Below are 23,019 nucleotides of genomic sequence, written 5' to 3'. Positions count from 1 at the left end.
GGGCACGCGCCCCGCGTTCAACTTGCGACTGTTTTGACGGACACGCGCACGTCGCGATACGACGGATTGATATCGAAGCTGCGCGCGGTGTTGCAGTACGCCGCGATACGGCGGGAAACAATGCCCGTTGCCCCTGACAACGCGCGCCGACAAACGCGCTCCATTTCGCGCAACTCGTCGCACTTGCTGACGATACCCGCCGCGCCCGCCTCTTGCATCGCGAAGAGCGTACTCGGCTCGGTTTCCTGCGTAAAAGCAACCACGGGTACATCGGGGAAACGCTCGCGCACCATGCGCAGCAGCGGAAACTCGCCGCCTGGCGCGCCTTCGAACGCACAATCCATCACGATGAGATCGCCGCCCGTCCTTTCGAGCTTCGTGAACAACTGCGCGGCGTTGCGCGCCGTTGCCGCCACCCGATAACGCCCGCGCGCCTCGAACCAACTTTGCAGGCCCAGCAGCACGACGGGCTGGTCGTCCGCTATCACGATATTTATCTTATAGATGGGCGTCATGCAGAGTTTCGCGGGTTTCGCTGGTGCTTCGGGTCTCGCACCTTAACAAAGGACGGCACGTCAGCGCTGCATCGCACAACAAAATTTTTTTAATTCCGCATGATCCGCTGTCGATTTTCAACGTGGCCGCGCGTCGTGCAGATAAGGGCCAAAGTCGCGACGGTTTTTTGCTTCTTTCGGCTCATTACAGGAGGTTTGTCGATGAGTCTGATTCTGTACGCGCATCCGTTTTCCTCGTATTGTCAGAAGGTGCTGACCGCGCTGTACGAGAACGCGACGCCGTTCGAATGGCGCGCGCTTTCGCCGCAAACGCCCGAGGCGATGCGGGAACTGACGGAGTTGTGGCCGATAAAGCGCTTTCCCGTGCTCGTCGACAACGGCCGTTCCGTGATCGAGGCGAGCGTGATCATCGAGTATCTCGGGTTGTTTCATCCCGGCCCGGTGCGCTTGATTCCGGAAGATCCGCGCGCCGCGCTGGAAGTGCGCTTTCTCGACCGCTTCTTTGACAACTACGTGTCCACGCCGCAGCAGAAGATCGTGTTCGATTGCATGCGCGCGGATGGCGAGCACGACCCGCACGGTGTCGCCGATGCCCGCGCGATGCTCGACACGTCCTACGCCTGGCTCGACCGCCTGATGGCCAAACGCGAATGGGCGGCGGGCGATGCCTTCACTCTCGCCGATTGCGGCGCGGCGCCGTTTCTGTTTTACGCGGACTGGACGCATCGCATCGATGAGCGGTACGCGAACGTCATCGCGTATCGAAAGCGTTTGCTCGCGCGGCCTTCGTTCGCGCGTGCGGTGGATGAAGCGCGGCCGTATCGCGCGTTCTTTCCGCCGGGCGCGCCGGATCGCGATTAAGCCTTCATGACAGGAGACGAAACATGAATACGCTCGTTCCCGCAGCAGAACTGGCCCAACGCGCCACCATGACTTTTCCGAACGAAAGCGCGGAGTATCGGCAGGCGCGTATTGCGTTGCTTGCCGAGGAAATCGAACTGAGGCGACATATCGAGCGAGTTGCGGAGATGCGGCGCGCGCTGCCGCCTGGCGGTATCGTCAAGGGCGATTATCACTTCGATGGCGAGCGCGGCGCGGTCGATATCGACGGGCTCTTCGGCGACAAGAACACGCTCGTCACGTATAGCTACATGTTCGGGCCGGAGCGCAAGCGGCCGTGCCCGATGTGTACGTCGCTGCTATCGGCGTGGGAAGGGGAGGCGGCGGACATTGGACAGCGCGTGGCGCTGGCGGTCATCGCGCGCTCGCCGCTCGAACGGCTGGTCGCGTTCAAGCAAGAGCGCGGCTGGCGCGATCTCGCCTTGTTCTCGGATACGAATGGCAATTTCAGCCGCGACTATCACGGCGTTTCGAAAGACGGCGGCGACGAACCGGCCATCAATGTCTTCACGCGGCGCGACGGCGTGATTCGCCATTTCTGGAGCGGCGAGATGGATTTCGCCACGGCCGATCCCGGCGAGGACCCGCGCGGCGCGCCCGATCCAATGCCGCTCTGGACCGTGCTCGACATGACGCCGGAAGGGCGCGGAACGGACTGGTATCCGAAGCTGGAGTATGGGGCGAAGAGTGAGTAAGGTGCTTAACCATCGCAATTGCAAGCACCTGCAAGTACGTGTCAGCGACACGCCGCACACGGTCAATGGCGCATGCAAACTACTTCGGCCCCTGCGTGCCGAGCGCATCGCCATGCGTCATGCCGGCCTGCCGGCTTCTGCCCACCCGCGCCGCGAAGCGATCCTTGATGCGCAGGAACGGCACTTCGACCAGAAAGTAGCTCAAACTCGCGGCGACGAGCGCACCGATTACGCAGCCCGGAAAGCCGAATGCAACCGGCGAATGCGAATGCATGAATAGCTGCTGCCATAAGTAAAGGCTGAACGAGATCGTGCCGACATAAACGAACGGCGCGGTACGCAGCAAGCGCGAGAACCAAAAGCCCTTTTGCGATACCAACACGATGATGACGAAGCCGACCATCGCGGCTTCGAGCGTCGTGCCATAGGTGGCGCGCCATAAGCCGCCGAGTTTGTCCTGCACGGGAGGCACGACGAACATCAGAAGCGCGATCAGCACGCTGGGAATGACCGAGCCTAACGGCAGCGACGCGACCTTTTGCGCGAGACGGTCCTTATTCATCGCGACATAGCAGCCGATGAGAATTGGATCGATACCGGTATGCAGCATCATGCTGAGTTGCCCGCGAAGGCTCGGCGCCGCAAAATAAGTGGCTATTCTCACGAGTGGCACGAAGAAGATCAATCCGACGAGTACGCGTTGATTGCCGCGCTTCAGGATGTAAAAGAGAAGCGGCGGCCAAAACCAGTAAAACTGCTCTTCGAGCGCGAGCGTCCAGAAGTGCCCGAGATACCAAGCGCCTTCGACGTGAGCCGCGTTCACGTTCGCAAGGCCCGCGACGCCGGCATAGTTCCAGAGATGCAATGCAGCCAAAGCAACTTGCCGATGATCGACATCGACGAGACCGGCAGCCGCCAGCATCGACACGATCATGAGATAGACATAGAACGCGGGCCAGATGCGCAGCGCGCGCTTTGCGTAAAACGGCGAGAGGCGAATGGTGCCGGTTGCTTGCCACTCGGCTTGCAGAATGCCTGTAATCAAAAAACCGCTCAGCACGAAGAACATCAGCACGCCGAGCCTGCCATCCGATATCAGGCGCAGCGGCGCATAGACGCCTTTGAAACCGCCATCGTGCATATGCTGCGCGTGTCCGATGACGACCATCATCACCGCAATACAGCGCAAGCCTGTCAGCTCCTGGACATGCTTCTTCATCGCTATTCCTTAAGGAAGTCATGATCGGCGGCTAGTCGTTTAATCGCACGCGCTCGAGCTCGATGGTCGATCTAAAAAATTGGCAAGAAATAGCTCGGCTTGTTAGGAAATATTTCCGGTGCGCGGTAGCGGCAACTTTAGCGGCTTCAGCCCAAGGCTCAAGCACACAAGAAAAGTACAAAGGGATTTTTTTATTTTTATCCCTTCTATTCTTAGGCTGCCACCTATCTACCAGACAAGATCGTGCAAAGATGAACGAGAAAATTCGCGGCTTCGACGGCCTGCGCGGCATCGCCGTGTTCCTGGTGTTTCTTCATCACAAGGCAATGGCCGAAGGAACCGGCTTGGGCCATCTGGGCGTATGGATATTTTTTGCGCTAAGCGGATTTTTGATCACCGACATATTGACGACACAGCGACGGTATATCGATGCAGGCACGAGTACGTTCGGCGCGGAGTTGAAACGCTTTCTGTATCGGCGGACGTTGCGCATTTTCCCGATCTACTATCTGCTGCTCGCCACGCTCGCGGTGCTGATGACCATGGGTTTCGCCGGCCCCGAGTTGGCGGGCGGCATGCCGTATCACTTCGTCTATTTGTCGAACTTCTGGATTGCGGATGTGCTGCACGCGTGGCCGGGCCGTTATTCACACTTATGGAGCCTCTCGATCGAGGAGCAGTTTTATATCGTCTTCGCGCCACTGTTGCTTGGCCTTCGGGCAGATTGGCACGGGCGCATATGCTGGCTGGTGCTTGCGCTTGGGGTGGGCTCGCTCTTTACCATGAAGGCGCTGCACGACTCACCGATTGCGATTTATACGCATCCGCTAACCAATTTTTGGTTGCTTGCGCTTGGGGGTATAGGAGCCGCGTTCGTCAAGCGCAGTCGCTTGCGCGCGCCGCTTTACGCGGTCGTCATTATCTCTACGGTGATCGCGCTCTTGTGTTTTCAGGAACCCGAGTGGGAGCGCTTGGCCAATCCCTATTCATACACCGCGCTGTATGTTCTCTATGGCGCATGTATCGCAATGCTCGTTTGCGCGATAGCATGTAGCGCAAGCGGTCCGCTCTTGCGCGTGCTTGAGTGGGCGCCATTGGCGGCGCTAGGAAAGATTAGCTATGGATTTTATCTTTACCACGGCTTCATTCCCGACTTCTACAAGAGCGCGAGCGTCAAGGCGTTGTTTGGCGCGTCGGGTGTTCCATGGTGGGCGCGTTTTCTTTGCGTACTTGCGTCGTTTGCGCTGACGTGGAGTTTGGCGCGGCTTTCGTGGCGTTTTATCGAAGCACCGATTTTACGGCTCAAGAATCGGCGCTTTATGCGGGTGTCAGTGCAAGGTCCGGCCAATGCCGAATTAAGCGGCGGGGAAGCACGCTGAAGCACTTGAGCACCAAGGTTTTTTTAGCGCTTCACAAAGATTATTTTTTGCGCTAAAGAATGCCGTCCTGCCGCGCTAGCCCATGCTTTAGGTCTTAGTGAAAAAACTGCTAAGTTTCGCTCAAAAAGTCTTGTGTTGTCATATTCGGACAAACCATAGTAATGGTATGCTTCCTGCACATATTCTTCATACACGAGCTGGACTACGCGTCGTGCGCCGGTTTGGTTAAATTGCTGCACCAAGAGCGAAAACCGAATCGGACGAATGCACCATTTTGTTGTTCGAGCAAACGTTTGCGAGTACCTCGAGATCCTTCGTTCGCGTGCTGACAAAGCCGGGGTTTGTGCTTCGTCGTCAGTGCTTGACCAGTACGCAGACCGATATCCGCAGCGCAGTCGACTGCATGGAGCAAAGCAATGTTTTTTAGCGAACTCAGCAATGAAGAGTGGGTATTGGTCTCCCAAATCATAGGAGAGAGCGAAGTCCGCGAGCATAGGCGCGGGCGTCCCAAAGCCCATCCACGTACAGTAGTCAATGCCGTGTTGTGGATTCTCACCACAGGCGAAACCTGGTCCAGATTGCCAAGCCATTACCCAACGGTTCCAACCTGCCGGCGCCGTTTCGTCGAATGGCAACTGAACGGCATTCTCATCGAGATCGTCAAGGTACTGGCGAACGCGGGCCGTTCTTTCGCCTATGTACCGCGTCAGCCGGTCACCGAAGCGGCGCCGCGTCCTGCGCCCGTGGCGTACGAATGTGACCGTCTGCGCGGTGTGTTTTGGCAGAACCCGGAGTCGTGGCAAACGCCGGGCGCCTTGCCGTTCAACAGTCTCGCGAGCACGCCAAGGCGTCTGCCGGAAGCGCGCGACGTGGCGCAAGCCAATGCGTCCGTGCTGACGGTCAGGCGCATGCGCGCATCGCGTCCCGCGCGGCCGTACGAGGCGCCGTTGCCCTTCGAACCGGCGTGTCCGCCTGTCGTCGATGCGCGCGGCTACAACATCTATCCCATCGCGCGGCCGGTGTCCGGCAACATGTTTCGCGGCTGGGCGGAAATCGTGAAAGACGGGCGGCGTATCGAGCGTTCCGGTTTGATCGGGCCGCGCTTCGCTTCGTCGGATGAAGCGCGCACGTATGCGCTCGAATGGGCGCGGCGCTGGATCGCGGCCGAAGCCACGCGCGGCGATACACCCGATGAAGTGGACATGGAATCCGCTCAAGTCATGCAGCCTGAAGAGCGACCGGTCGAGCGCATGACGCTCGAGATGCGCGACTAAAAATACGAACGCGCGGACCAGTTTCTCAAGGCTGGCCCGCGCGCTCTTGCTTAAAGCTTAATTTCTGCCGTAAGTATCTTCGAATCGCACGATGTCGTCTTCGCCGAGATAAGTCCCCGACTGCACCTCGATGATTTCAAGCGGCATCTTCCCCGGATTTTCCAGCCTGTGTTGAATGCCGATAGGGATATACGTCGACTCGTTCTCGGCCAGAATGAACGTTTCCGTTCCCCGTGTGACGAGCGCCGTTCCCCGCACCACGACCCAATGCTCGGCGCGATGATGATGCATCTGCAATGAGAGGCGCGCGCCCGGTTTGACGACAATGCGCTTGACCTGGAAGCGGTCGCCCTGATCGACCGAATCGTAATGTCCCCACGGCCGGTGCACCTTGCGATGATCCGCAGCCTCCGTGCCGCGCTCGGACTTGATGCGCCCGACGATTGCCTTAACGTCTTGCGCGCAAGATTTATCGGCAACGAGGATTGCATCGGCCGTTTCGACCACCACGAGATTTTGCGTTCCCACGCACGCAATCAGCCGCCCTTCGGAATGCGCATAAGTCGATGAAGCGCCCTGGAACATCACGCGTCCGCGCGCGACATTCGAGGAATCGTCCTTAGGCAATATGTTCCAGATCGCATCCCATGAGCCGACATCGGACCAGCCCGCGTCGAGCGGCACGACAGCACCCGTGAAGGCCTCCGTGGCGCGTTCACCCGCAAGTTGCTCCATCACCGCATAGTCGATCGAATCCGACGGCGACGCCGCGAACGAATCGCGATCCAGCCGGAAGAACTCGCCATCGTCGCTGCCTTTATCGAATGCCGCGACGCACGCTGCATGCATAGCCGGCTGATAGTGTTCGATAGCTGCAACCCAAGTCGATGCGCGCACGATAAAAATGCCGGCATTCCAGCCATATTCGCCCGATTCCAGATACTGACGCGCGAGTTCGAGATGCGGCTTTTCGACGAAGCGCTCCAGCTTCCACGCGCCGCACGGCAGAGCTTCACCGCTCTTGATGTAGCCGTAGCCCGTTTCCGCATGCGAAGGCACGACACTCAAGGTGACGATCGCCCCTTGCTCCGCGCATTGCGCGCCGGTCGCAATCGCTCGATGAAACTCGTCCTGATTTGCAACCACATGATCGGCGGGCATGACGACGAGCACCGCATCTTCGCCTGCGCGTAACGCATGAATGGCCGCTGCAGTCAGCGCGGGCGCCGTGTTGCGCGGCACGGGTTCGAGCACGAGCCGCGCGCGCCGGCCTTGGCCGCGCAGTTGTTCAGCCGTCGTGAAGCGATGCTCCTCATTGCACACGATGATGGCATCCGCCACGCGCAACGTCTTCTCCGCGGACACCGAGCCAAGACCATCGAGCCGATTGGCAGTGGCTTGCAGCAACGACTGCTCGCCAATGAGACCGATGAGCTGCTTGGGAAAATGTTCGCGCGACATTGGCCAAAGACGCGTGCCCGAACCACCTGCAAGGATCACGGGTTGAATGGCTAGGCGCGTGTCTGCGGCGACCGTGGCGAGCACGGTATCTGAAGCGTTCATGAAAAGCCTCCTGGCGTTAATCGCCTGATTCGGTAAGGCAATTTTTAGCACGCAGCAAAAGAGACGTTAAAACAAAAAAATCATGACGCGGCGCTGCATTTATTCATTGAAAGCAACCGCGACTGTCATGCGTTCGAGTGCCCGAATATTTTTTGCTAAGCGAGCCGATGCCCTGCAAAGCCCCGTCCAGCAAGGGGGTCTTGAGCAAATAATTCTAAAAAAATCAGGCTGAACACGCAGACATATTTTCGCGGTTGCGGCGCCTTAATTATTCCGATTCCATATGCCTGAACAGCGGATGGACAAGAGCACCCAAGCAATTTGCTGGCGACTCCATCCGCGACAAGACGAATATGCGGGCGATCTTTCTTCCAGGGGTAAAGCGATGCTGAGCGTGCTATCGAGAGTCGTCGACATTGCCATGGCGGTGCTGGGCGCAGCGCTCGGCGCGTCGCTCTATGCGGGCACTTTCGTATGGGTCGACGACGTGGAAGGCACCATGCTCGCGTTTTCATGCGTGCTGATGGTGATGACGTTTCCGTCTCTCGGCATCTATCAATCATGGCGCGGCAAGCCGTTCTATGACCTGCTGCTGCGCGTGATCGCGGCGTGGATTCTGGTCGAAAGCGCGGGCGTGCTGCTCACCTTCAGCATTCATCGCGCGGAGTCGCTGTCGCGCTTGTGGCTGATTTACTGGGCTGCGTCGACCATCGGTTTGTTGATCGTCACCAAGACCGTGATTTATACGGCGCTCAGGTTTATCCGCCGCGAAGGCTTCAATCAGAAGACGGTGGCTATCGTCGGCTCGGCGCCTTATGCGAAGTTCCTGATTGGCCAGATGCGCAATCGTCCCGAAGCGGGCTTTAGCCCCGTGCTCGTCTTCGACTTGCAACTCGACGCAAACGATTCACCCATGCAAGGCGATGCCTTCAAGGGCGTGCCTATCGAACGCGATCTCGCGGAATTGACTAAGCGTGTGCGCGGCCGTGCGATTCGCGAACTATGGCTTGCCTTGCCGATTTCCGAAGAGCAGACCATTCACCGCCTCGTGAACGAGTTTCGCGACGACTTCGTGAACGTGCGCTTCATTCCGGATGTCCGCAGCCTCTCGTTCTTCAGCAACGCGGTGGTGGATTTGCTCGGCGTGCCCGCGATCAACCTGGCGGCATCGCCGATCACGGATGTGAAAGTGCTTCCCAAGCTCGTCTTCGATCGCGTCTTCGCCGCTCTGGTGCTACTTGGCATGGCGCCGTTGCTCGTGGTGATCGCGTTGATGGTGAAGCTCTCGTCGCCTGGACCGGTGTTTTTCAAGCAAAAGCGCAAGGGGATCGACGGATACGAGTTCGAGATCTACAAGTTTCGTTCGATGAAGGTACACACCGAAGCAAGCGGGCAAATAACGCAAGCGCGTCGCGGCGACAAGCGCGTGACGAAGGTCGGGGCGTTCCTGCGGCGCACGAGTCTGGATGAGCTTCCGCAGTTCATCAACGTGCTGCGCGGCGAGATGTCGGTGGTCGGGCCGCGGCCGCACGCGCTCGAACACGACGATATCTACAAGGACCTCGTCAAAGGCTACATGCATCGCTACCGCATCAAGCCGGGCATCACGGGATGGGCGCAAGTGAACGGCTATCGCGGCGAGACGGATCGCATCGAAAAGATGTCGGGACGCGTAAAGCTGGATCTCTACTACATGCAGCACTGGACCTTCGGACTCGACATGAAGATCGTCGCGCTGACGCTGTGGAAGGGCTTTGCAGGCGCAAACGCGTATTGATCGGCAGACAAAGTAGTTAGCGATGCAACGATATTTTCACTACCTGGAGCAGGACCATGAAACTGACGATCATCGGCAGCGGCTACGTGGGGCTCGTAACCGGCGCATGCCTCGCGGACATCGGCAATGAAGTACTGTGTCTCGACGTCGATCGACGCAAGATCGCCATTCTCAACAGCGGCGGAATTCCGATCCACGAGCCGGGACTCAAGGAAGTGATCGATCGCAATCGCGAAGCGGGGCGGCTCTCGTTTTCGTCAAATGTGCAGCAGGCGGTCGAACATGGCGAGATGCTGTTTATCGCGGTGGGTACGCCATCCGACGAAGACGGCTCCGCCGATTTGCAATACGTGCTCGGCGCCGCGCGCGATATCGGCCGCTATATGAACGGCTTCAAGGTCGTCGTCGATAAATCCACCGTTCCGGTTGGCACCGCTCGACGCGTGAAGGCTGCGATAGAAACCGAGTTGGCCGGACGCGGCGTCGATCACATGTTCTCGGTGGTCTCGAACCCCGAGTTCCTCAAGGAAGGCGCGGCGATAGAAGACTTCACGCGGCCCGACCGCATCGTGATTGGTTGCGACGACGACGTGCCCGGCGAGCGCGCCCGCGATCGCATGAAGCGCCTCTATGCGCCATTCAACCGCAATCACGAACGCACGCTCTACATGGACGTGCAGTCGGCGGAATTCACGAAGTATGCGGCCAACGCAATGCTCGCCACGCGCATCTCTTTCATGAACGAGCTCGCGAATTTCGCGGACCGTGTGGGCGCCGATATCGAAGCGGTGCGGCGCGGCATCGGTTCGGACCCGCGTATCGGTTATGACTTTCTGTACGCGGGCTGCGGCTATGGCGGTTCGTGCTTTCCGAAGGACGTGCGTTCGCTGATCCAGACCGCGACGGAATTCGGCCATGAGATGAGCATTCTCAAGGCGGTCTCGAACGTCAACGAGGCGCAGAAAGATACGCTCACGCGCAAGATCGTCGAACGTTTCGGCGACGATCTCACGGGACGCACCATCGCGCTTTGGGGACTTGCGTTCAAGCCCAATACCGACGACATGCGCGATGCGCCGAGCCGCGTGCTGGCCGCTGCGTTGCTCGAACGCGGCGCATCCATCGTGGCTTACGATCCCGTCGCCGTGGATGAGGCGCGCCGCGTCTTTGCCATCGACCTGCACGACAAGCCCGATGCGCTCGGACGTCTCACGTATGCGAACAATCACAAGCAAGCGCTCGACGGCGCAGATGCACTCGTGATCGTCACCGAATGGAAAGTCTTCAAGAGCCCCGATTTCGACGCGATCAAGCGGCGTCTCAAGACACCCGTGATCTTCGATGGCCGCAATCTTTACGAGCCGGAAACCCTCCAGGAAATGGGCATCGAGTATCACGCGATCGGGCGCGGCGTGCGCCACGTCGAACGTGACGTGACGGCGAGCGTGGCCTAGAGCGCGCGCATGTTCGGAAGCGTATTGATCGTCTGTCACGCCAACATCTGCAGAAGCCCCGCCGCCGAAGCGCTCTTTCGTGCGCATCTCGCGCGGCGCGGTGGCCGTCCGATCGAGTTTCGTTCGGCGGGTCTCTATGCGCATGAAGGCGACGACATCGACCCGACCATGCAGCGTCTGCTCGCCGAACTCGGGCTGGATTCGTCGGGGCATCGCTCGCGCCGCTTCAATCGTCAAATGGCGCGCGATGCCGAATTGATCCTCGTGCCCGAGCGCAAACAGATCGATGCGATTTCACAACTCGCGCCCACGACGCGCGGCAAGGTGCATCTCTTAGGCAAGTGGGAAGACTCGGAGGTGACAGACCCGTATGGCGGCCATGAAGCCGCTTATCGGGAGAGTGTCGGACTCATCGAACGTCTGGTCCTTGGATGGCTAAACAAAATATGCTGATTTCGCGCTTGTCTAAGTACTCGATTTTGCTGACGACCTTTTTGTCGGCCTTGATTGCCGGATGTGCCGCCACACCGGGAAACTTCCTGAACACATCGCGTCTGCAGGACAACGACCCCACGCCGACCGCGACCTATCCCGTGCGTCTGATCACGGCGCAAGTCGTCGCAGAGGAAATGACCGCGCCTGAAGTCGCGCAACCCTTGCCGCCCGCGCGCTTCGCCGACGAATCGCAATACGTTTATCGCGTGGCGCCGCAGGACATTCTAGGCGTAACGCTCTGGGATCACCCCGAACTGACGACGCCGCAAGGCAGCACCCTGTCGATGGGCGGCAACACCACGCAAACCGTCGCGGGCGCGCTGGCGCAGCCTTATACGCAGGCTTTGCCGGGACAGGCCGACCCATACGGTCAGACGGTCTCCGCGGACGGCTACATCTTCTTTCCGTTCATCGGCAAGACGCGTGTGGCGGGCAAGACCGTCGGCGAGATTCGCGACGAACTCGCGGCCAAGCTCTCGCCGTATATCAAGAACCCGCAGCTCGATGTGCGCGTGCTGGCCTATCGCAGTCAAAAGATCGCGGTGACGGGCGAAGTGAAGACGCCGGGTCCGCTCGCCGTGAGCGATGTACCGCTCACGCTCGTCGATGCCATCACGCGTTCTGGCGGCACGACGACAGAAGCCGACCTGCAGCGCGTGCGCCTCACGCGCGGCGGCAAGCTCTATGTACTCGATGCAAACGGCATGCTCGATCGCGGCGATGTCTCGCAGAACGTCATGCTGCAATCGGGCGACATCCTCAACATCCCGGACCGCTACGACAGCCGCATCTTCGTGATGGGTGAAGTGAAGACGCCGATGCCGGTGAACATGGTGCGCGGCCGTGCATCGATTGCGGATGCGCTCACGCAAGCGGGCGGCGTGCTCGATACCGACGCCAACGTGCGCCAGATTTATGTCGTGCGCGGCGTGCGTGCGAATCCTTCGCAGCCGGACATCTATCGCCTGGACATGTCGCAACCGGATTCGCTCTTGCTGTCGACGCAATTTCAGCTTCGTCCGCAAGACCTGTACTATGTAGGCACGGCTGGAGCTGTGCAGTTCACTCGCCTGATCACTCCCGTGGTGCCGCCGCTGCAGACGATCTTCTACCTGAAGCAACTGACGCGCTGAGCGTTTCAACCATTACCCGTGGCGGGAGCCGAATCGTGGATATGCAAGCTCATCCTTATTTGCAAAAGCCGGATGAAGAGGACGTGGTCCTCGGCAATCTGATCCAGGCCGTGATCGACGATATCTGGTGGCTGATCGGCGTCGCTGCTTTCGTCATCGCGGCGGCGGCCGTGTACTGCTATCTCGCGCGGCCCATCTACTCCGCCGACGCGCACGTGCGCGTCGAGACCAACGACAACACGTCGCAAGCGCTGACGCAGACGCAGACGGGTCAGGCCATCAACAGCGGATCGAGCGCGCTGCCGACGGATGCGGAAATAGAGATCATCAAGAGCCGTGGCGTGGTCGCGCCGGTGGTCGATCAATGCAAGCTGAACTTCGCGGTATCGCCCATGACGATGCCGTTTTTCGGCAGCATCGCGGCGCGGTTCGCGACGCCCGGCCAGCCCGCGAAACCTTGGTTCGGCATGACGAAATACGCGTGGGGCGGCGAGGTGATCGACGTCGATTCCGTCGATGTCGAACCGCGCTACGAAGGCAAGGACCTGATCCTCACCGCACTCGGCGATGAACGTTTTTCGCTCGTCGATCCGGACGGTCATGCGCTCTTGCAAGGCAGGGCCGGCGCAAGCGCAAGCGGCAATGGCGTGACGCTGCTGGTGACGAAGCTCGTGGCGCGCCCCGGCACGCAGTTCAAGGTAATGCGCGCGAACGACCTGAGCGCCATCGGCGCGTTTCAATCGGGTATCACGGTGACGGAGCAAGGCAAGCAGACCGGCGTGATTCAAATATCGCTCGAAAATCAGAATCCGGACAAGGCGGCGGAAATCGCCAATGCGCTGGCGCAGTCTTATCTGCGTCAGCATATCGAGAGCAAGCAGGCCGACGCCAGCAAGATGCTCGAATTCCTGCGCAGCGAAGAGCCGCGTCTGAAGTCCGATCTTCAGCGCGCGGAAGCGGCTTTGACCGAGTATCAAAGGCAAGCGGGCGTCATCAACGCAAGCGACGAAGCCAAGGTCTATCTCGAAGGCAGCATCAACTATGAAGCGCAGATTTCCGCGCTACGTTTGCAGATTTCGTCGCTCGAGCAGCGTTACGGTAACGCGCATCCCGCATTGCAGACCGCGCGCGATCAGCTCTCGCAACTCGAAGTGCAACGCGAACGTTATGCATCGCGTTTTCGCGATCTGCCGCAATCCGAAGTGAAGGCGGTCGCCTTGCAGCGCGATGCAAAAGTGGCCGAAGACATCTACGTGCTGCTGCTCAATCGCGTGCAGGAATTGTCCGTGCAGCGCGCGGGAACGGGCGGCAACGTGCATATCGTGGATGCCGCGCTGCGTCCGGGCGATCCCGTCAAGCCGAAGAAAGTACTCATCATGTCGGCGGCCGTGATTCTCGGCTTGATCCTCGGCACGGGTTTCGTGTTTGCGCGGCGCGCGATCTTCAAGGGCATCGACGATCCGGAAAGACTCGAACGTGTCGCTGCATTGCCTATCTTCGGCCTCGTGCCGCAAAGCGCGGAACAGATCAAGTTCGATACCGACGCGCGCCGCTATCAGAACCGTGGCGATCGTCTGCGCGAGACGCCGATCCTCGCGACCATGCGTCCGAACGATGTCACCGTCGAGATCATGCGCAGCCTGCGCACGTCGATTCAATTCGCGTTGATGGAATCGCGCAATCGCGTCGTCATGTTCACGGGGCCAGCAGCAGGCGTCGGCAAGAGCTTTCTGGCGGTGAATCTTGCCGTGCTGCTCGCGGCGACCGGCAAGAAAGTCTTGCTGATCGACGCCGACATGCGACGCGGCAAGCTCGAACGTTCCTTCGACGGCGAACGCGTGCCGGGTCTTGCCGAGTTGCTTGCGGGGAACATCGGGCTCGAAGAAGCGATACGCACGACGCGCATTCCATCGCTCGGGTTTCTTGCCGCAGGCAAGCGTCCGGAGAATCCTTCGGAGCTATTGATGTCGCCGCGTCTTCAGCAGTATCTCGATGGCCTGAGCCGCGCGTACGACGCAATCATCGTCGATACGCCGCCGGTGCTCGCAGTCACGGATGCGCTGATCGTCGGCAAGCTCGCGGGCGCCAACTTCCTCGTGCTGCGCTCCGGCGCACATAACGAAGCGGAGATCAGCGAAGCCACGCGCCGTTTGCGCACGGCGGGCATCGCGGTGCAGGGCGCGATTCTCAATGGCACGCCATTGCGGGCACGCGGCTACGGGCGCTCGCATTACGCGAGCACGGAAGAATATTTGAGCGCATGAAGTCGATTCGAGAGGAACGAGCCATGACTCTGAAAGTTTCCGTGCTGGTGCCGACTTATCGGCGTCCGGCGGACCTCAAGCGCTGTCTTGCCGCATTGCGCGCGCAGACGCATCTGCCCGATGAAGTGCTGGTCATTGCGCGTCCGGAAGACGATGCGACCGCGCGACGTCTCGCCATCGAGATGAAAAGCGCGAACGGCTTTACGTTGCGCGTGATCGATACCGGCGCGGGTGGCCAGGTCGCGGCACTCAATCGCGGGCTGGAGGCCGCGCAGGGCGACATCATCGCCATCACGGACGACGATGCGGCGCCGCGCCCCGACTGGACCGCGCGCATCGTCACGGCATTCGCGCGCGATACGCGGCTCGGCGCAATCGGCGGACGCGACTGGGTCCACGAGAAAGGCCGCGTGCTGGATGCGTCGCGCGAGGAGGTGGGCGTGATCCGGCGCACGGGGCGCATTGTCGGCAATCATCATCTCGGCGTGGGCGCGGCGCGCCGTGTACGCATGCTGAAGGGCGCGAACATGAGCTATCGGCGCGTGGCCGTGGCGATGCTGCGCTTCGATACGCGTTTGCGCGGCGCGGGCGCGCAAGTGCATAACGACATGGCCTTCAGCATGAGCGTGGAGCGCGCGGGATGGCATGTGATGTACGACCCGCTGATCGCGGTGGATCACTTCCCGGCAGAACGTTTCGACGATGACCGCCGCGACGCGCAAACGCTCAACGCATTAGAGGACGCGGCCTACAACTTCCATCTGATCCTGAGCGAACAACTGGCATCGTTCGATCGCGAGGTCGCGTGGCTTTGGTATGCGTTGATCGGTACGCGCGTGTATCCGGGTGCGCTGCACGCGCTTGCTGCCGCGCGTTTCGGATTGCCGCGCGCATGGCAACGCTGGCGCGCGGTTCGACGAGGCGCATATGAAGCGCGCCGCGATGCACGACATTCGCGCGATGACGCCACGCAATCCATTCACGCCGCGAGGACGCTATGACTCACGTGCACGTGCATCTCTTTCATGGCGCGGACCCACGGCACTACCGTTCCGGCGACAAGATCGGCTGCCTCTACGGCTATCACCATGCCGAATCGCCGGAGTTCGTGCTTTCCTATTCACGCGATGCCGCCGAAGGTAAGCCGATGCGCATCTTGCGGCGCGCGCTGAAGGCGATCGTAGGGTTCGACTTCATTCATACGTGGCGCAATCGCGATGACATCTTGTCCTCGGATGTCGTATGGACGCATACGGAGCACGAGCATCTTTCGGTCGCGCTGTTGCTGCTTCTCAAAGGCCGGCGCAAGGAGTCGCCAGGCTCGCCGCTCTTGCTCGCGCAGTCGATCTGGTTGCTCGACAAGTGGGCGGGTTATGGCGCGTTACGTCGCTGGGTGTATCGCAAGCTGATCGACCGGGCCGATATTCTCACCACGCATTCCAGCGTGAATGCAGCGCTGGTGCGCGAATACTTCGACCGTGAAGCAACCCAAGTCTTCTATGGTCTGAACATGCAGGACTTCACGGTGCAAGCGCCGCGCGAATGGACGCCGCACGCGCCGGTGCGCATCGGCGCAATTGGCAATGACCGTGACCGCGACTGGCCGACGCTTGCCGCCGCGTTTCGCAACGACGCGCGTTATGAAGTGCGAATTGCAACGCGTCGCCGGGTGCCGGCGGCCTTACGTGCATCGAATGTTCATGTTGCGCCTGCAATCGGTCTCAAGGCGGCGCGCGAGGTCTACGATTGGGCCGACGTGATCGTCGTGCCATTGCGCGCGAATACGCATGCCTCGGGGCTGACGGTGCTGCTCGAAGCCATCGCGCTTGGCAAGCCCGTGATCGTCACCGATGTCGGTGGCCTGCGCGACTACTTCGGCGCAGGACATGTCGCCTATGTGCCCGCGCACGATTCCGCCGCCATGCGCCGCGCGCTCGATGACATGCGCTCGAACCCGGCGCTTGCGCTTCATCGCGCACAAGCGGCGCTGCGGCATTTCATCGAGCAGGACTACACCACGCGGGAATTCGCGCTGCAGCACGTGAGGATTACGCGCGAGGCGCTGCGTCCTTCGTTCGGACGCAACATGCATACGCGTTCACAACCGACGCACCGCACGAGTTGATGCGATGACCGCGCCCACGCTTCCTCATTCCCCGCGCGCGCCACGCAATCTCGCCGGTCGCATCGGCAAGGTGCGCGAGGACTCGACGCACACGCGCAAGGGCGCACCGGAGTGGACCGCGCAAGCCATCGTCTGGGGCTTGACGACGCTGCTCGTGCTCGCCAAGCAAGGCACCGTGCTCACGCTCGCCTTCCCGTTGATGGCCACGCTTGCCGCGCTATGGCTCTACTTCAAGAGCCCGGCGCGTTATGTGGGTTTCATGTGGTGGGTCTGGTTTCTGAGCCCCGAAGTGCGGCGTCTCGCGGACTGGGGCAAGGGCGGCTTCACGCCGACTAGTCTCATTCAGATTGCGCCACTCGTCGTCACGATGATCTGCGGCATCACGCTCTTGCGGCAATATCGCGTGCTTGCGCAACGGCGCGGCCTGCCGGTGCTGCTGATGCTGCTCGGTATTGCGTATGCGTATCTCATCGGCGTGGCCGCGAGCGGGCCGATGGCCGCCACTTACGACCTCGCGAACTGGCTTTATCCGGTGCTGATCGGCTTTCACATTCTCGTGAATGCGCACGAGTATCCGAAGTATCGCAAGGTCATGCTCGATACGTTCGTGTGGGGCCTCTTCATCATGGGCGCATACGGCATCGTGCAATTCTTCGTCATGCCGCCGTGGGACGCCATGTGGATGATCGGCTCGCAGATGAACTCGCAAGGCGAGCCGGTGCCGCTCGGCGTGCGTGTATTCAGCACGATGAACTCGTCAGGGCCATTTGCGCTCGTGGTCATGGCCGCGCTGACCTTCGTGATGGCGGGCACGCAGCGCATCAAATGGATTGCTGGCGGTCTCGGCTTCGTATCGTTCGGTCTTTCGCTCGTGCGCTCGGCGTGGGGCGGATGGATCATCTCGATGGTGTTGCAGCTCATCAAGGCAAGCAACCGCGTGCGCTTACGGATACTGCTTGGCGCTATCGTGCTCGTCGGAATCTCGATCCCTTTGATGACCGTCGGGCCGATTGCCGACCGTCTGGGCACGCGTCTGCAGACCATGACCAACCTGAGCGACGACAGCAGCTACGCGGCACGCAACGAGTTCTATGCGAACTTCATGGTCACCGCCTTCACCGATGTCACCGGCGAAGGTTTTGGCGCTACCGGAACCTCGACGAAACTCGCGAGCGCAAACGGTGATCTTGGCAAATACGGCAGCTTCGATAGCGGCCTCATGAACGTGCCGTTCGTGCTCGGCTGGCCCGGCGGATTGATGTATGTCGCGGGCGTGGGCCTCTTGCTCGTGCGTGCGTTACGCGCTTCATTTTCCCTGCGCGACGACAAGTTCGCGCAAGCGTGCCTGAGTCTTTCATTTTCGATGGTCGGCATTCTCGTGTTCGCGAACACCTTCGTCAGTACGGGCGGATCGTTGCTGTTCATGAGCCTCTTTTCGATCATCGCCGCGCGCCATCATGCCAAGCTCACGCGCCGGCGCGCCACGTTTTCTCCTTCCATCACGAGGTCAAGCCGATGAAGATCGCGATCGTCACGCACGTCGTGCGTCATAACGACGGCCAGGGGCGCGTCAACTACGAGATTGCACGCGCGGCGCTCGCGGAAGGGCATGACGTGACGCTGATTGCGTCGCATGTCGCGCCCGAACTGCTGCAAAACCCGCGATTGCGCTGGGTGCGCGTGACAGCGGGCCGCTACTGGCCGACGCGGCTGCTCAAGCAACAGGTCTTCGCCATCAAGAGCGCCTGGTGGTTGCGCACGCATCGCGATGAATACGATGTCCTGCACGTGAATGGCTTCATCACGTGGGCGAAGGCCGACGTGAACACCGCGCACTTCGTGCATGGCGGCTGGACGCGTAGCCCGTATTATCCGTTTCGCTTGAGCGGAGGTGTCTGGTCGGCGTATCAGGTGATCTATAGCCGCATGAATGCGTGGCTCGAAGGATGGGCTTATCGACGCTCGCGTGTGATCGCGGCGGTATCGGAGAAAGTGGCCGAGGAGATACGCGCGGGCGGTATAGAGCGAAATCGTGTCGAAGTGGTTTATAACGGCGTGGACACCGCCGCGTTCTCGCATGCGAGCAAGAACCGCGCGATGTTCAGTCTCCCCGATGACGCATGCCTGTTGCTCTTCGTCGGCGACTTGCGCACGCCGCGCAAAAACCTTCAAACGGTGCTGCAAGCGCTGGTGGGTCTGCCGCGTAGCGTGCAGCTCGTCGTGGCGGGTTATCTGCCGGGCAGTCCTTATCCGGAGCAGGCGCGCATTCTCGGCATTGCGGACCGCGTGCATTTTCTCGGGCTCGTCAAGGACATGCCGACCTTGATGCATTCTGTCGATGTCTTTGTGTTTCCCTCGCGTTATGAAGCCATGAGTCTTTCGCTGCTCGAAGCGCTTGCAGCGGGTCTTCCCGTGGTGACGGCGCAAACGGCTGGTGGCGCGGAGATCATAGGCGACACGTGCGGCATCGTGCTCGACGATCCCGACGATGAACTGGCACTCGCACGCGCCATCGATACGTTGGCGCATTCGCCCGCACGTCGCGCCGAAATGGGCGAAGCGGCGACGCAACTCGCGACCAATTTCAACTGGGCGCGCATGGCGCGTCGTTACCTCGACCTTTATCGCAGCTTCGCGCAGCGTGAGCGTTCACCCGCCCCGCTTGCTGCAACCTCCGCGCAAACAGGCGTCTGACCGCTCAACCCGAGATTATCCCGAGCTTATCCCGAGACTAACCCGACCTTGGACCCACACATGAGCACGCACACTATCAAGTCCCTGCAAATCGGTATGCATTGGTTCCCCGAGCGCGCGGGCGGACTCGATCGCATGTATTACACGCTGGTCGGTGCGCTGCCCGCAGCGGGCGTCGAAGTGCGCGGCGTGGTCGCGGGCTCGCCTCGAGTGGCTGTCGATACGGGCGGCGCGATTCGCGGCTTCGGTCCCGCCGCGCAGTCGTTGCCGCGACGCCTGATGAATGCGCGCAACGCATTGCGCGATACCTTGAAGAGTGAGCGTCCCGATGTCGTCTCCTCGCACTTCGCGCTTTATACGTTTCCTGGTCTCGATGTGACGCGCGGCATCGCGCAGGTATCGCATTTTCAGGGGCCTTGGGCGGATGAGAGTCATGTGGAAGGCGCCGACTCGTTCGGGCAGCGCGCGAAGTTCATGCTGGAGCGGCGCGTGTATGCGCGTTCTTCGCGGCTGATCGTCTTGTCGGAAGCGTTCGGGCAGATTTTGAGCACGCGCTATGGCGTGCCGGAAGAGCGCATTCGCGTGGTGCCGGGCTGCGTGGACGTTGCGCAATTCGACCTTAAGATGACGCGCACCGAAGCGCGCAGGCGTCTGCAATTGCCGGTGGGAAGACCGATCGTGCTCGCGGTGCGGCGGCTCGTGCGGCGCATGGGACTCGAATCGCTGATCGACGCGATGACGCGCGTGAAAGCGAAGATCCCCGATGTGCTACTGCTGATCGCGGGCAAAGGCCGGCTTGCGGATGAGTTGCAGCAGCGTATCGATGCAGCGGGCTTACAGGATAACGTGCGCCTGCTCGGCTTCGTGCCCGATGAGCAGCTCGCCGCGCTTTATCGTTCCGCCGATGTGAGTATCGTGCCGACAGTCGCGCTGGAAGGCTTTGGCTTGATTACCGTGGAATCCCTGGCTTCGGGAACGCCGGTGCTGGTTACGCCGGTTGGTGGCTTGCCAGAAGCGGTACGTGGACTATCCGAGGACCTCGTGCTGGCATCAACCGGCGCGGATGCTATCGCCGATGGACTGATCGCCGCGTTCGATGGATCGCTCGATCTCCCGAACGAGGCGGATTGCAGGCGTTACGCGTGGGAACATTTCGATCGCGGCGTGATTGCGCGGCGCGTGGCTGCGGTTTATGAGGAAGCGATTGAAGCGGGACCGGTGCATTGAAAAACGATAAAGCGCTTCCGCGGATAACCGCCGAAGCGCTTTTAATCGACGCTCAAGCGCAAATCAGACCGCTACTCGCGCGCTCATATACTCGTACATCCACTCCAACGTGCGATCGATCGGTGTAGCCGGCACTTGCCCGATCACCCGCCGCAACTTGCGATTGGACCCGACGAGCCGCGCGATCTCATTGCGTCTCAAGAAACGCGGATCGACGAATACATCGATCTTGTAGCCGGCTATGCGCGCAAGCATTTCAAGCACCTCGCCAAGCGAATGACTACGCCCGGAGCAGATATTGAACGTCTCACCCGCAGGCGCCGCTTCGAGCAATTTCGCATAGGCGGCCACCACGTCCCGTACATCGGAGAAGTCGCGCGACACATTCAGATTGCCGAGCGAGATGCGCGCTTCATGCCGTGCGTAGTGCCCGACGATCTTCGGCAACACATAGTCTTCGCTTTGCCCCACGCCCGTATAGTTGAACGGCCGCACGAAGAAGATCGGCAACCGGTCCATCCATAGCCGCGATGCCTGTTCCATAGCGAGCTTGCTGACCGCATAGTCGTTGGCGGGCTTGATATCGACATCTTCATCGATCACTTCCACCGCTGCGTTGCCATACACATTGGCCGTGCTTGCAAGCAAGACCGCGCGCGGCTTGCGGTCGAGCGCGGCGAGCGCGGCAAGCAGGTTACGCGTGCCGACGATATTCACGAGATAAGTCGTGCTCGGCGTGTTGCCCGTGACATGCGCCGCGCCCGCCAGGTGCACGACGACATCGGGCCGCGCATCGGCGACGAATGACTTGAGGGCGTCAGCGTCGAGCAGATCGACGGGCAGGCCGACGACATTGGGGACATCGGCTTCCGGCGAAGCGGACGTGGTGCCCCAGACGTCGTAGCCTGCGTTCATCAAATGCGCCGCCATGTGGCGGCCCGTGAAGCCGGAGAGCCCGGTTATGAGTGCGCGACGAGGCATGGGCGTTCAGAAGGTAGGCTGCAATTCGTTACGCTTCAGGTCCGCTTCCACCATCATCTGGCAGAGCGCTTCGAGCGTGGTCGTGGGATGCCAGCCCAGCTTTTCGCGTGCCTTGTCCGCGCTGCCAATCAACAAATCCACTTCCGCCGGACGATAGAACTTCGGGTTCACGCGCACCAGCGTGCGTCCCGTCGATATGTCGATACCGCGTTCGCGCTCGCCTTTACCGGCCCATTCAAGTTGATAACCCGCTGCGGCAAATGCCATGCGCACGAAGTCGCGTACCGTCTCCGTGCGATTGGTGGCGAGCACATAAGTATCGGGCTCGCTCGCCTGCAGCATGCGCCACATGCCTTCCACGTATTCGGCGGCAAAGCCCCAGTCGCGCTTTGCGTCGAGATTGCCAAGCTCGAGCAACTCTTCCTTGCCGAGCTTTATTTTTGCAACCGTATCCGTGATCTTGCGCGTGACGAATTCACGGCCACGCAACGGCGATTCGTGATTGAACAAGATGCCGCTGCATCCGAAGATGTTGTACGACTCGCGATAATTGATCGTCGTCCAATGAGCGAACAGCTTGGCCACACCATATGGGCTACGCGGATAAAAGGGCGTCTCCTCCGATTGCGGAATCGCCTGCACCTTGCCGAACATCTCCGATGTCGATGCCTGGTAATAGCGGATCGTCGGATCGATCACGCGCACGGCTTCGAGCAGATTAAGTGCGCCTAAGCCCGTGACGCCCGCGGTCGTCGAAGGCTGATCGAAGGAGACGCCCACGAAGCTTTGCGCCGCGAGGTTATAGAGCTCGCTTGCTTCGGCGGATTCGAGCAGACGCAGGTTCGAACCGAGATCGGTCAGATCGTGCTCAACCAGCTTGAGCTTCGGATGCCGGTCTATACCGAGTTCCGCGATTCGCCAGAAATTCACCGAGCTCGTGCGCCGATACGTACCGACCACTTCGTAACCCTTGTCGAGCAGCAGCTTGGCAAGATACGCGCCGTCCTGCCCCGATACTCCGGTGATGATCGCCTTGTTCTGCGTGGCCATGGTGTTACCTCTTCGGTGATGTCATGAGGCGATTCTAGGCAAAAGAAATCGGAAAAAAACCTTTAGCAATTTTTAATGAGCGCGCTATTCGGCGCTTAGGAAAAGACGTTTCTTAAGCCATGCGAACGCCATTTAGCAGACGAATATTTTTCGTTTTTTTAGCTTTATTTGGCCTCTAACCTGCAAAGCGTCGGACCGCGACTCTTCTCGTTGATGCGACCAGACGACGTCCCGATGCATCGAGCGCACCGGCGTGCACGCAGTTTTATCGGAG

The 23,019-nt window shown here is 60.3% G+C and carries 19 protein-coding genes; 14 read left to right on the top strand and 5 right to left on the bottom strand.

Features of this window, described 5'->3' with window-relative positions; genetic code table 11:
• Positions 1 to 17: 17 nt before the first annotated feature.
• On the bottom strand, positions 18 to 515 hold the full coding sequence (locus QCE79_RS23525) for a response regulator transcription factor (protein ID WP_309848196.1): 498 nt from the start codon (positions 513 to 515) through the stop codon (positions 18 to 20).
• A 201-nt stretch (positions 516 to 716) separates the two neighbouring features.
• Between QCE79_RS23525 and QCE79_RS23520 the strand changes: the two genes are divergently transcribed.
• Positions 717 to 1,376, top strand: coding sequence for a glutathione S-transferase family protein (locus QCE79_RS23520; protein WP_244829969.1), 660 nt, complete (start codon positions 717 to 719; stop codon positions 1,374 to 1,376).
• Positions 1,377 to 1,399: 23 nt separating this feature from the next.
• On the top strand, positions 1,400 to 2,110 hold the full coding sequence (locus QCE79_RS23515; protein ID WP_250494226.1) for a DUF899 family protein: 711 nt from the start codon (positions 1,400 to 1,402) through the stop codon (positions 2,108 to 2,110).
• Between the two features lie 79 nt (positions 2,111 to 2,189).
• Here the strand turns inward: QCE79_RS23515 and QCE79_RS23510 are convergent, their stop codons facing one another.
• Positions 2,190 to 3,329, bottom strand: a complete 1,140-nt coding sequence (locus QCE79_RS23510; RefSeq protein ID WP_309848195.1) for an acyltransferase — start codon at positions 3,327 to 3,329, stop codon at positions 2,190 to 2,192.
• A gap of 62 nt (positions 3,330 to 3,391) precedes the next feature.
• On the opposite strand from QCE79_RS23510, the gene QCE79_RS23505 reads away from it, so the two are divergent.
• Together QCE79_RS23505 and QCE79_RS23500 are read left to right on the top strand one after the other, a co-directional pair.
• The gene (locus QCE79_RS23505; RefSeq protein WP_309848194.1) at positions 3,392 to 4,708 is read left to right on the top strand and encodes an acyltransferase; all 1,317 of its coding nucleotides are present in this window, start codon (positions 3,392 to 3,394) and stop codon (positions 4,706 to 4,708) included.
• 416 nt (positions 4,709 to 5,124) lie between these two features.
• Positions 5,125 to 5,982 carry a transposase gene (locus QCE79_RS23500; RefSeq protein ID WP_250494223.1) on the top strand — a complete coding sequence of 286 codons (858 nt, stop codon included), beginning with the start codon at positions 5,125 to 5,127 and terminating at the stop codon, positions 5,980 to 5,982.
• Positions 5,983 to 6,039: 57 nt separating this feature from the next.
• On the opposite strand, the gene QCE79_RS23495 is transcribed toward QCE79_RS23500, so the two are convergent.
• On the bottom strand, positions 6,040 to 7,545 hold the full coding sequence (locus QCE79_RS23495) for a mannose-1-phosphate guanylyltransferase/mannose-6-phosphate isomerase (RefSeq protein ID WP_309848193.1): 1,506 nt from the start codon (positions 7,543 to 7,545) through the stop codon (positions 6,040 to 6,042).
• A gap of 385 nt (positions 7,546 to 7,930) precedes the next feature.
• Here QCE79_RS23495 and QCE79_RS23490 point away from each other — a divergent pair, with 385 nt between their 5' ends.
• Genes QCE79_RS23490 through QCE79_RS23445 form a run of 10 tightly spaced genes read left to right on the top strand, consistent with a single transcriptional unit; the run spans position 7,931 to position 20,714 of the window.
• A complete protein-coding gene (locus QCE79_RS23490) occupies positions 7,931 to 9,322 on the top strand; it encodes an undecaprenyl-phosphate glucose phosphotransferase (protein ID WP_309848192.1) in 1,392 nt (463 codons plus the stop codon).
• Positions 9,323 to 9,378: 56 nt separating this feature from the next.
• Positions 9,379 to 10,776 carry a UDP-glucose/GDP-mannose dehydrogenase family protein gene (locus tag QCE79_RS23485; RefSeq protein ID WP_250468654.1) on the top strand — a complete coding sequence of 466 codons (1,398 nt, stop codon included), beginning with the start codon at positions 9,379 to 9,381 and terminating at the stop codon, positions 10,774 to 10,776.
• 9 nt (positions 10,777 to 10,785) lie between these two features.
• On the top strand, positions 10,786 to 11,229 hold the full coding sequence (locus QCE79_RS23480; RefSeq protein WP_309848191.1) for a low molecular weight protein-tyrosine-phosphatase: 444 nt from the start codon (positions 10,786 to 10,788) through the stop codon (positions 11,227 to 11,229).
• Positions 11,208 to 12,404, top strand: a complete 1,197-nt coding sequence (locus QCE79_RS23475) for a polysaccharide biosynthesis/export family protein (protein ID WP_404989402.1) — start codon at positions 11,208 to 11,210, stop codon at positions 12,402 to 12,404. Before QCE79_RS23480 ends, QCE79_RS23475 begins: the two co-directional genes overlap by 22 nt.
• Before the next feature lie 32 nt (positions 12,405 to 12,436).
• Positions 12,437 to 14,668 (top strand): polysaccharide biosynthesis tyrosine autokinase, encoded by a 2,232-nt coding sequence (locus QCE79_RS23470; RefSeq protein WP_404989410.1) that lies wholly within the window; start codon positions 12,437 to 12,439, stop codon positions 14,666 to 14,668.
• 29 nt (positions 14,669 to 14,697) lie between these two features.
• Positions 14,698 to 15,669: a glycosyltransferase gene (locus tag QCE79_RS23465; protein WP_309848270.1), complete on the top strand. Its 972-nt coding sequence runs from the start codon at positions 14,698 to 14,700 to the stop codon at positions 15,667 to 15,669.
• Complete coding sequence (locus QCE79_RS23460) at positions 15,666 to 16,793, top strand: glycosyltransferase (protein ID WP_309848190.1); 1,128 nt, start codon at positions 15,666 to 15,668, stop codon at positions 16,791 to 16,793. The genes QCE79_RS23465 and QCE79_RS23460 overlap by 4 nt, the downstream gene beginning before the upstream one ends.
• 4 nt (positions 16,794 to 16,797) lie before the next feature.
• A complete protein-coding gene (locus tag QCE79_RS23455) occupies positions 16,798 to 18,312 on the top strand; it encodes a glucose-6-phosphate isomerase (RefSeq protein WP_309848189.1) in 1,515 nt (504 codons plus the stop codon).
• Positions 18,309 to 19,487, top strand: coding sequence for a glycosyltransferase family 4 protein (locus QCE79_RS23450; protein ID WP_309848188.1), 1,179 nt, complete (start codon positions 18,309 to 18,311; stop codon positions 19,485 to 19,487). The genes QCE79_RS23455 and QCE79_RS23450 overlap by 4 nt, the downstream gene beginning before the upstream one ends.
• 60 nt (positions 19,488 to 19,547) lie before the next feature.
• A complete protein-coding gene (locus QCE79_RS23445; protein ID WP_250468645.1) occupies positions 19,548 to 20,714 on the top strand; it encodes a glycosyltransferase family 4 protein in 1,167 nt (388 codons plus the stop codon).
• 63 nt (positions 20,715 to 20,777) lie between these two features.
• On the opposite strand, the gene QCE79_RS23440 is transcribed toward QCE79_RS23445, so the two are convergent.
• On the bottom strand, positions 20,778 to 21,695 hold the full coding sequence (locus QCE79_RS23440; protein WP_309848187.1) for a GDP-mannose 4,6-dehydratase: 918 nt from the start codon (positions 21,693 to 21,695) through the stop codon (positions 20,778 to 20,780).
• 6 nt (positions 21,696 to 21,701) lie between these two features.
• Entirely contained in the window at positions 21,702 to 22,745 is a 1,044-nt protein-coding gene (gmd, locus tag QCE79_RS23435) for a GDP-mannose 4,6-dehydratase (protein WP_244829983.1), read from the bottom strand.
• Positions 22,746 to 23,019: the final 274 nt, after the last annotated feature.

It is taken from the genome of Caballeronia sp. LZ003, assembly GCF_031451465.1.
Lineage (GTDB): Bacteria > Pseudomonadota > Gammaproteobacteria > Burkholderiales > Burkholderiaceae > Caballeronia.
This window is presented reverse-complemented; position numbering and strand designations above follow the sequence as displayed.

Coding starts and splice junctions, on each gene's coding strand:
- QCE79_RS23475 (WP_404989402.1), top strand. CDS start 11,208: ATGGCTAAACAAAATATGCTGATTTCGCGCTTGTCTAAGTACTCGATT.
- QCE79_RS23495 (WP_309848193.1), bottom strand. CDS start 7,545: ATGAACGCTTCAGATACCGTGCTCGCCACGGTCGCCGCAGACACGCGC.
- QCE79_RS23510 (WP_309848195.1), bottom strand. CDS start 3,329: ATGAAGAAGCATGTCCAGGAGCTGACAGGCTTGCGCTGTATTGCGGTG.
- QCE79_RS23440 (WP_309848187.1), bottom strand. CDS start 21,695: ATGCCTCGTCGCGCACTCATAACCGGGCTCTCCGGCTTCACGGGCCGC.
- QCE79_RS23505 (WP_309848194.1), top strand. CDS start 3,392: ATGGTCGATCTAAAAAATTGGCAAGAAATAGCTCGGCTTGTTAGGAAA.
- QCE79_RS23490 (WP_309848192.1), top strand. CDS start 7,931: ATGCTGAGCGTGCTATCGAGAGTCGTCGACATTGCCATGGCGGTGCTG.
- QCE79_RS23445 (WP_250468645.1), top strand. CDS start 19,548: ATGAGCACGCACACTATCAAGTCCCTGCAAATCGGTATGCATTGGTTC.
- QCE79_RS23515 (WP_250494226.1), top strand. CDS start 1,400: ATGAATACGCTCGTTCCCGCAGCAGAACTGGCCCAACGCGCCACCATG.
- QCE79_RS23520 (WP_244829969.1), top strand. CDS start 717: ATGAGTCTGATTCTGTACGCGCATCCGTTTTCCTCGTATTGTCAGAAG.
- QCE79_RS23455 (WP_309848189.1), top strand. CDS start 16,798: ATGACCGCGCCCACGCTTCCTCATTCCCCGCGCGCGCCACGCAATCTC.
- QCE79_RS23525 (WP_309848196.1), bottom strand. CDS start 515: ATGACGCCCATCTATAAGATAAATATCGTGATAGCGGACGACCAGCCC.
- QCE79_RS23480 (WP_309848191.1), top strand. CDS start 10,786: ATGTTCGGAAGCGTATTGATCGTCTGTCACGCCAACATCTGCAGAAGC.
- QCE79_RS23460 (WP_309848190.1), top strand. CDS start 15,666: ATGACTCACGTGCACGTGCATCTCTTTCATGGCGCGGACCCACGGCAC.
- gmd (WP_244829983.1), bottom strand. CDS start 22,745: ATGGCCACGCAGAACAAGGCGATCATCACCGGAGTATCGGGGCAGGAC.
- QCE79_RS23485 (WP_250468654.1), top strand. CDS start 9,379: ATGAAACTGACGATCATCGGCAGCGGCTACGTGGGGCTCGTAACCGGC.
- QCE79_RS23450 (WP_309848188.1), top strand. CDS start 18,309: ATGAAGATCGCGATCGTCACGCACGTCGTGCGTCATAACGACGGCCAG.
- QCE79_RS23500 (WP_250494223.1), top strand. CDS start 5,125: ATGTTTTTTAGCGAACTCAGCAATGAAGAGTGGGTATTGGTCTCCCAA.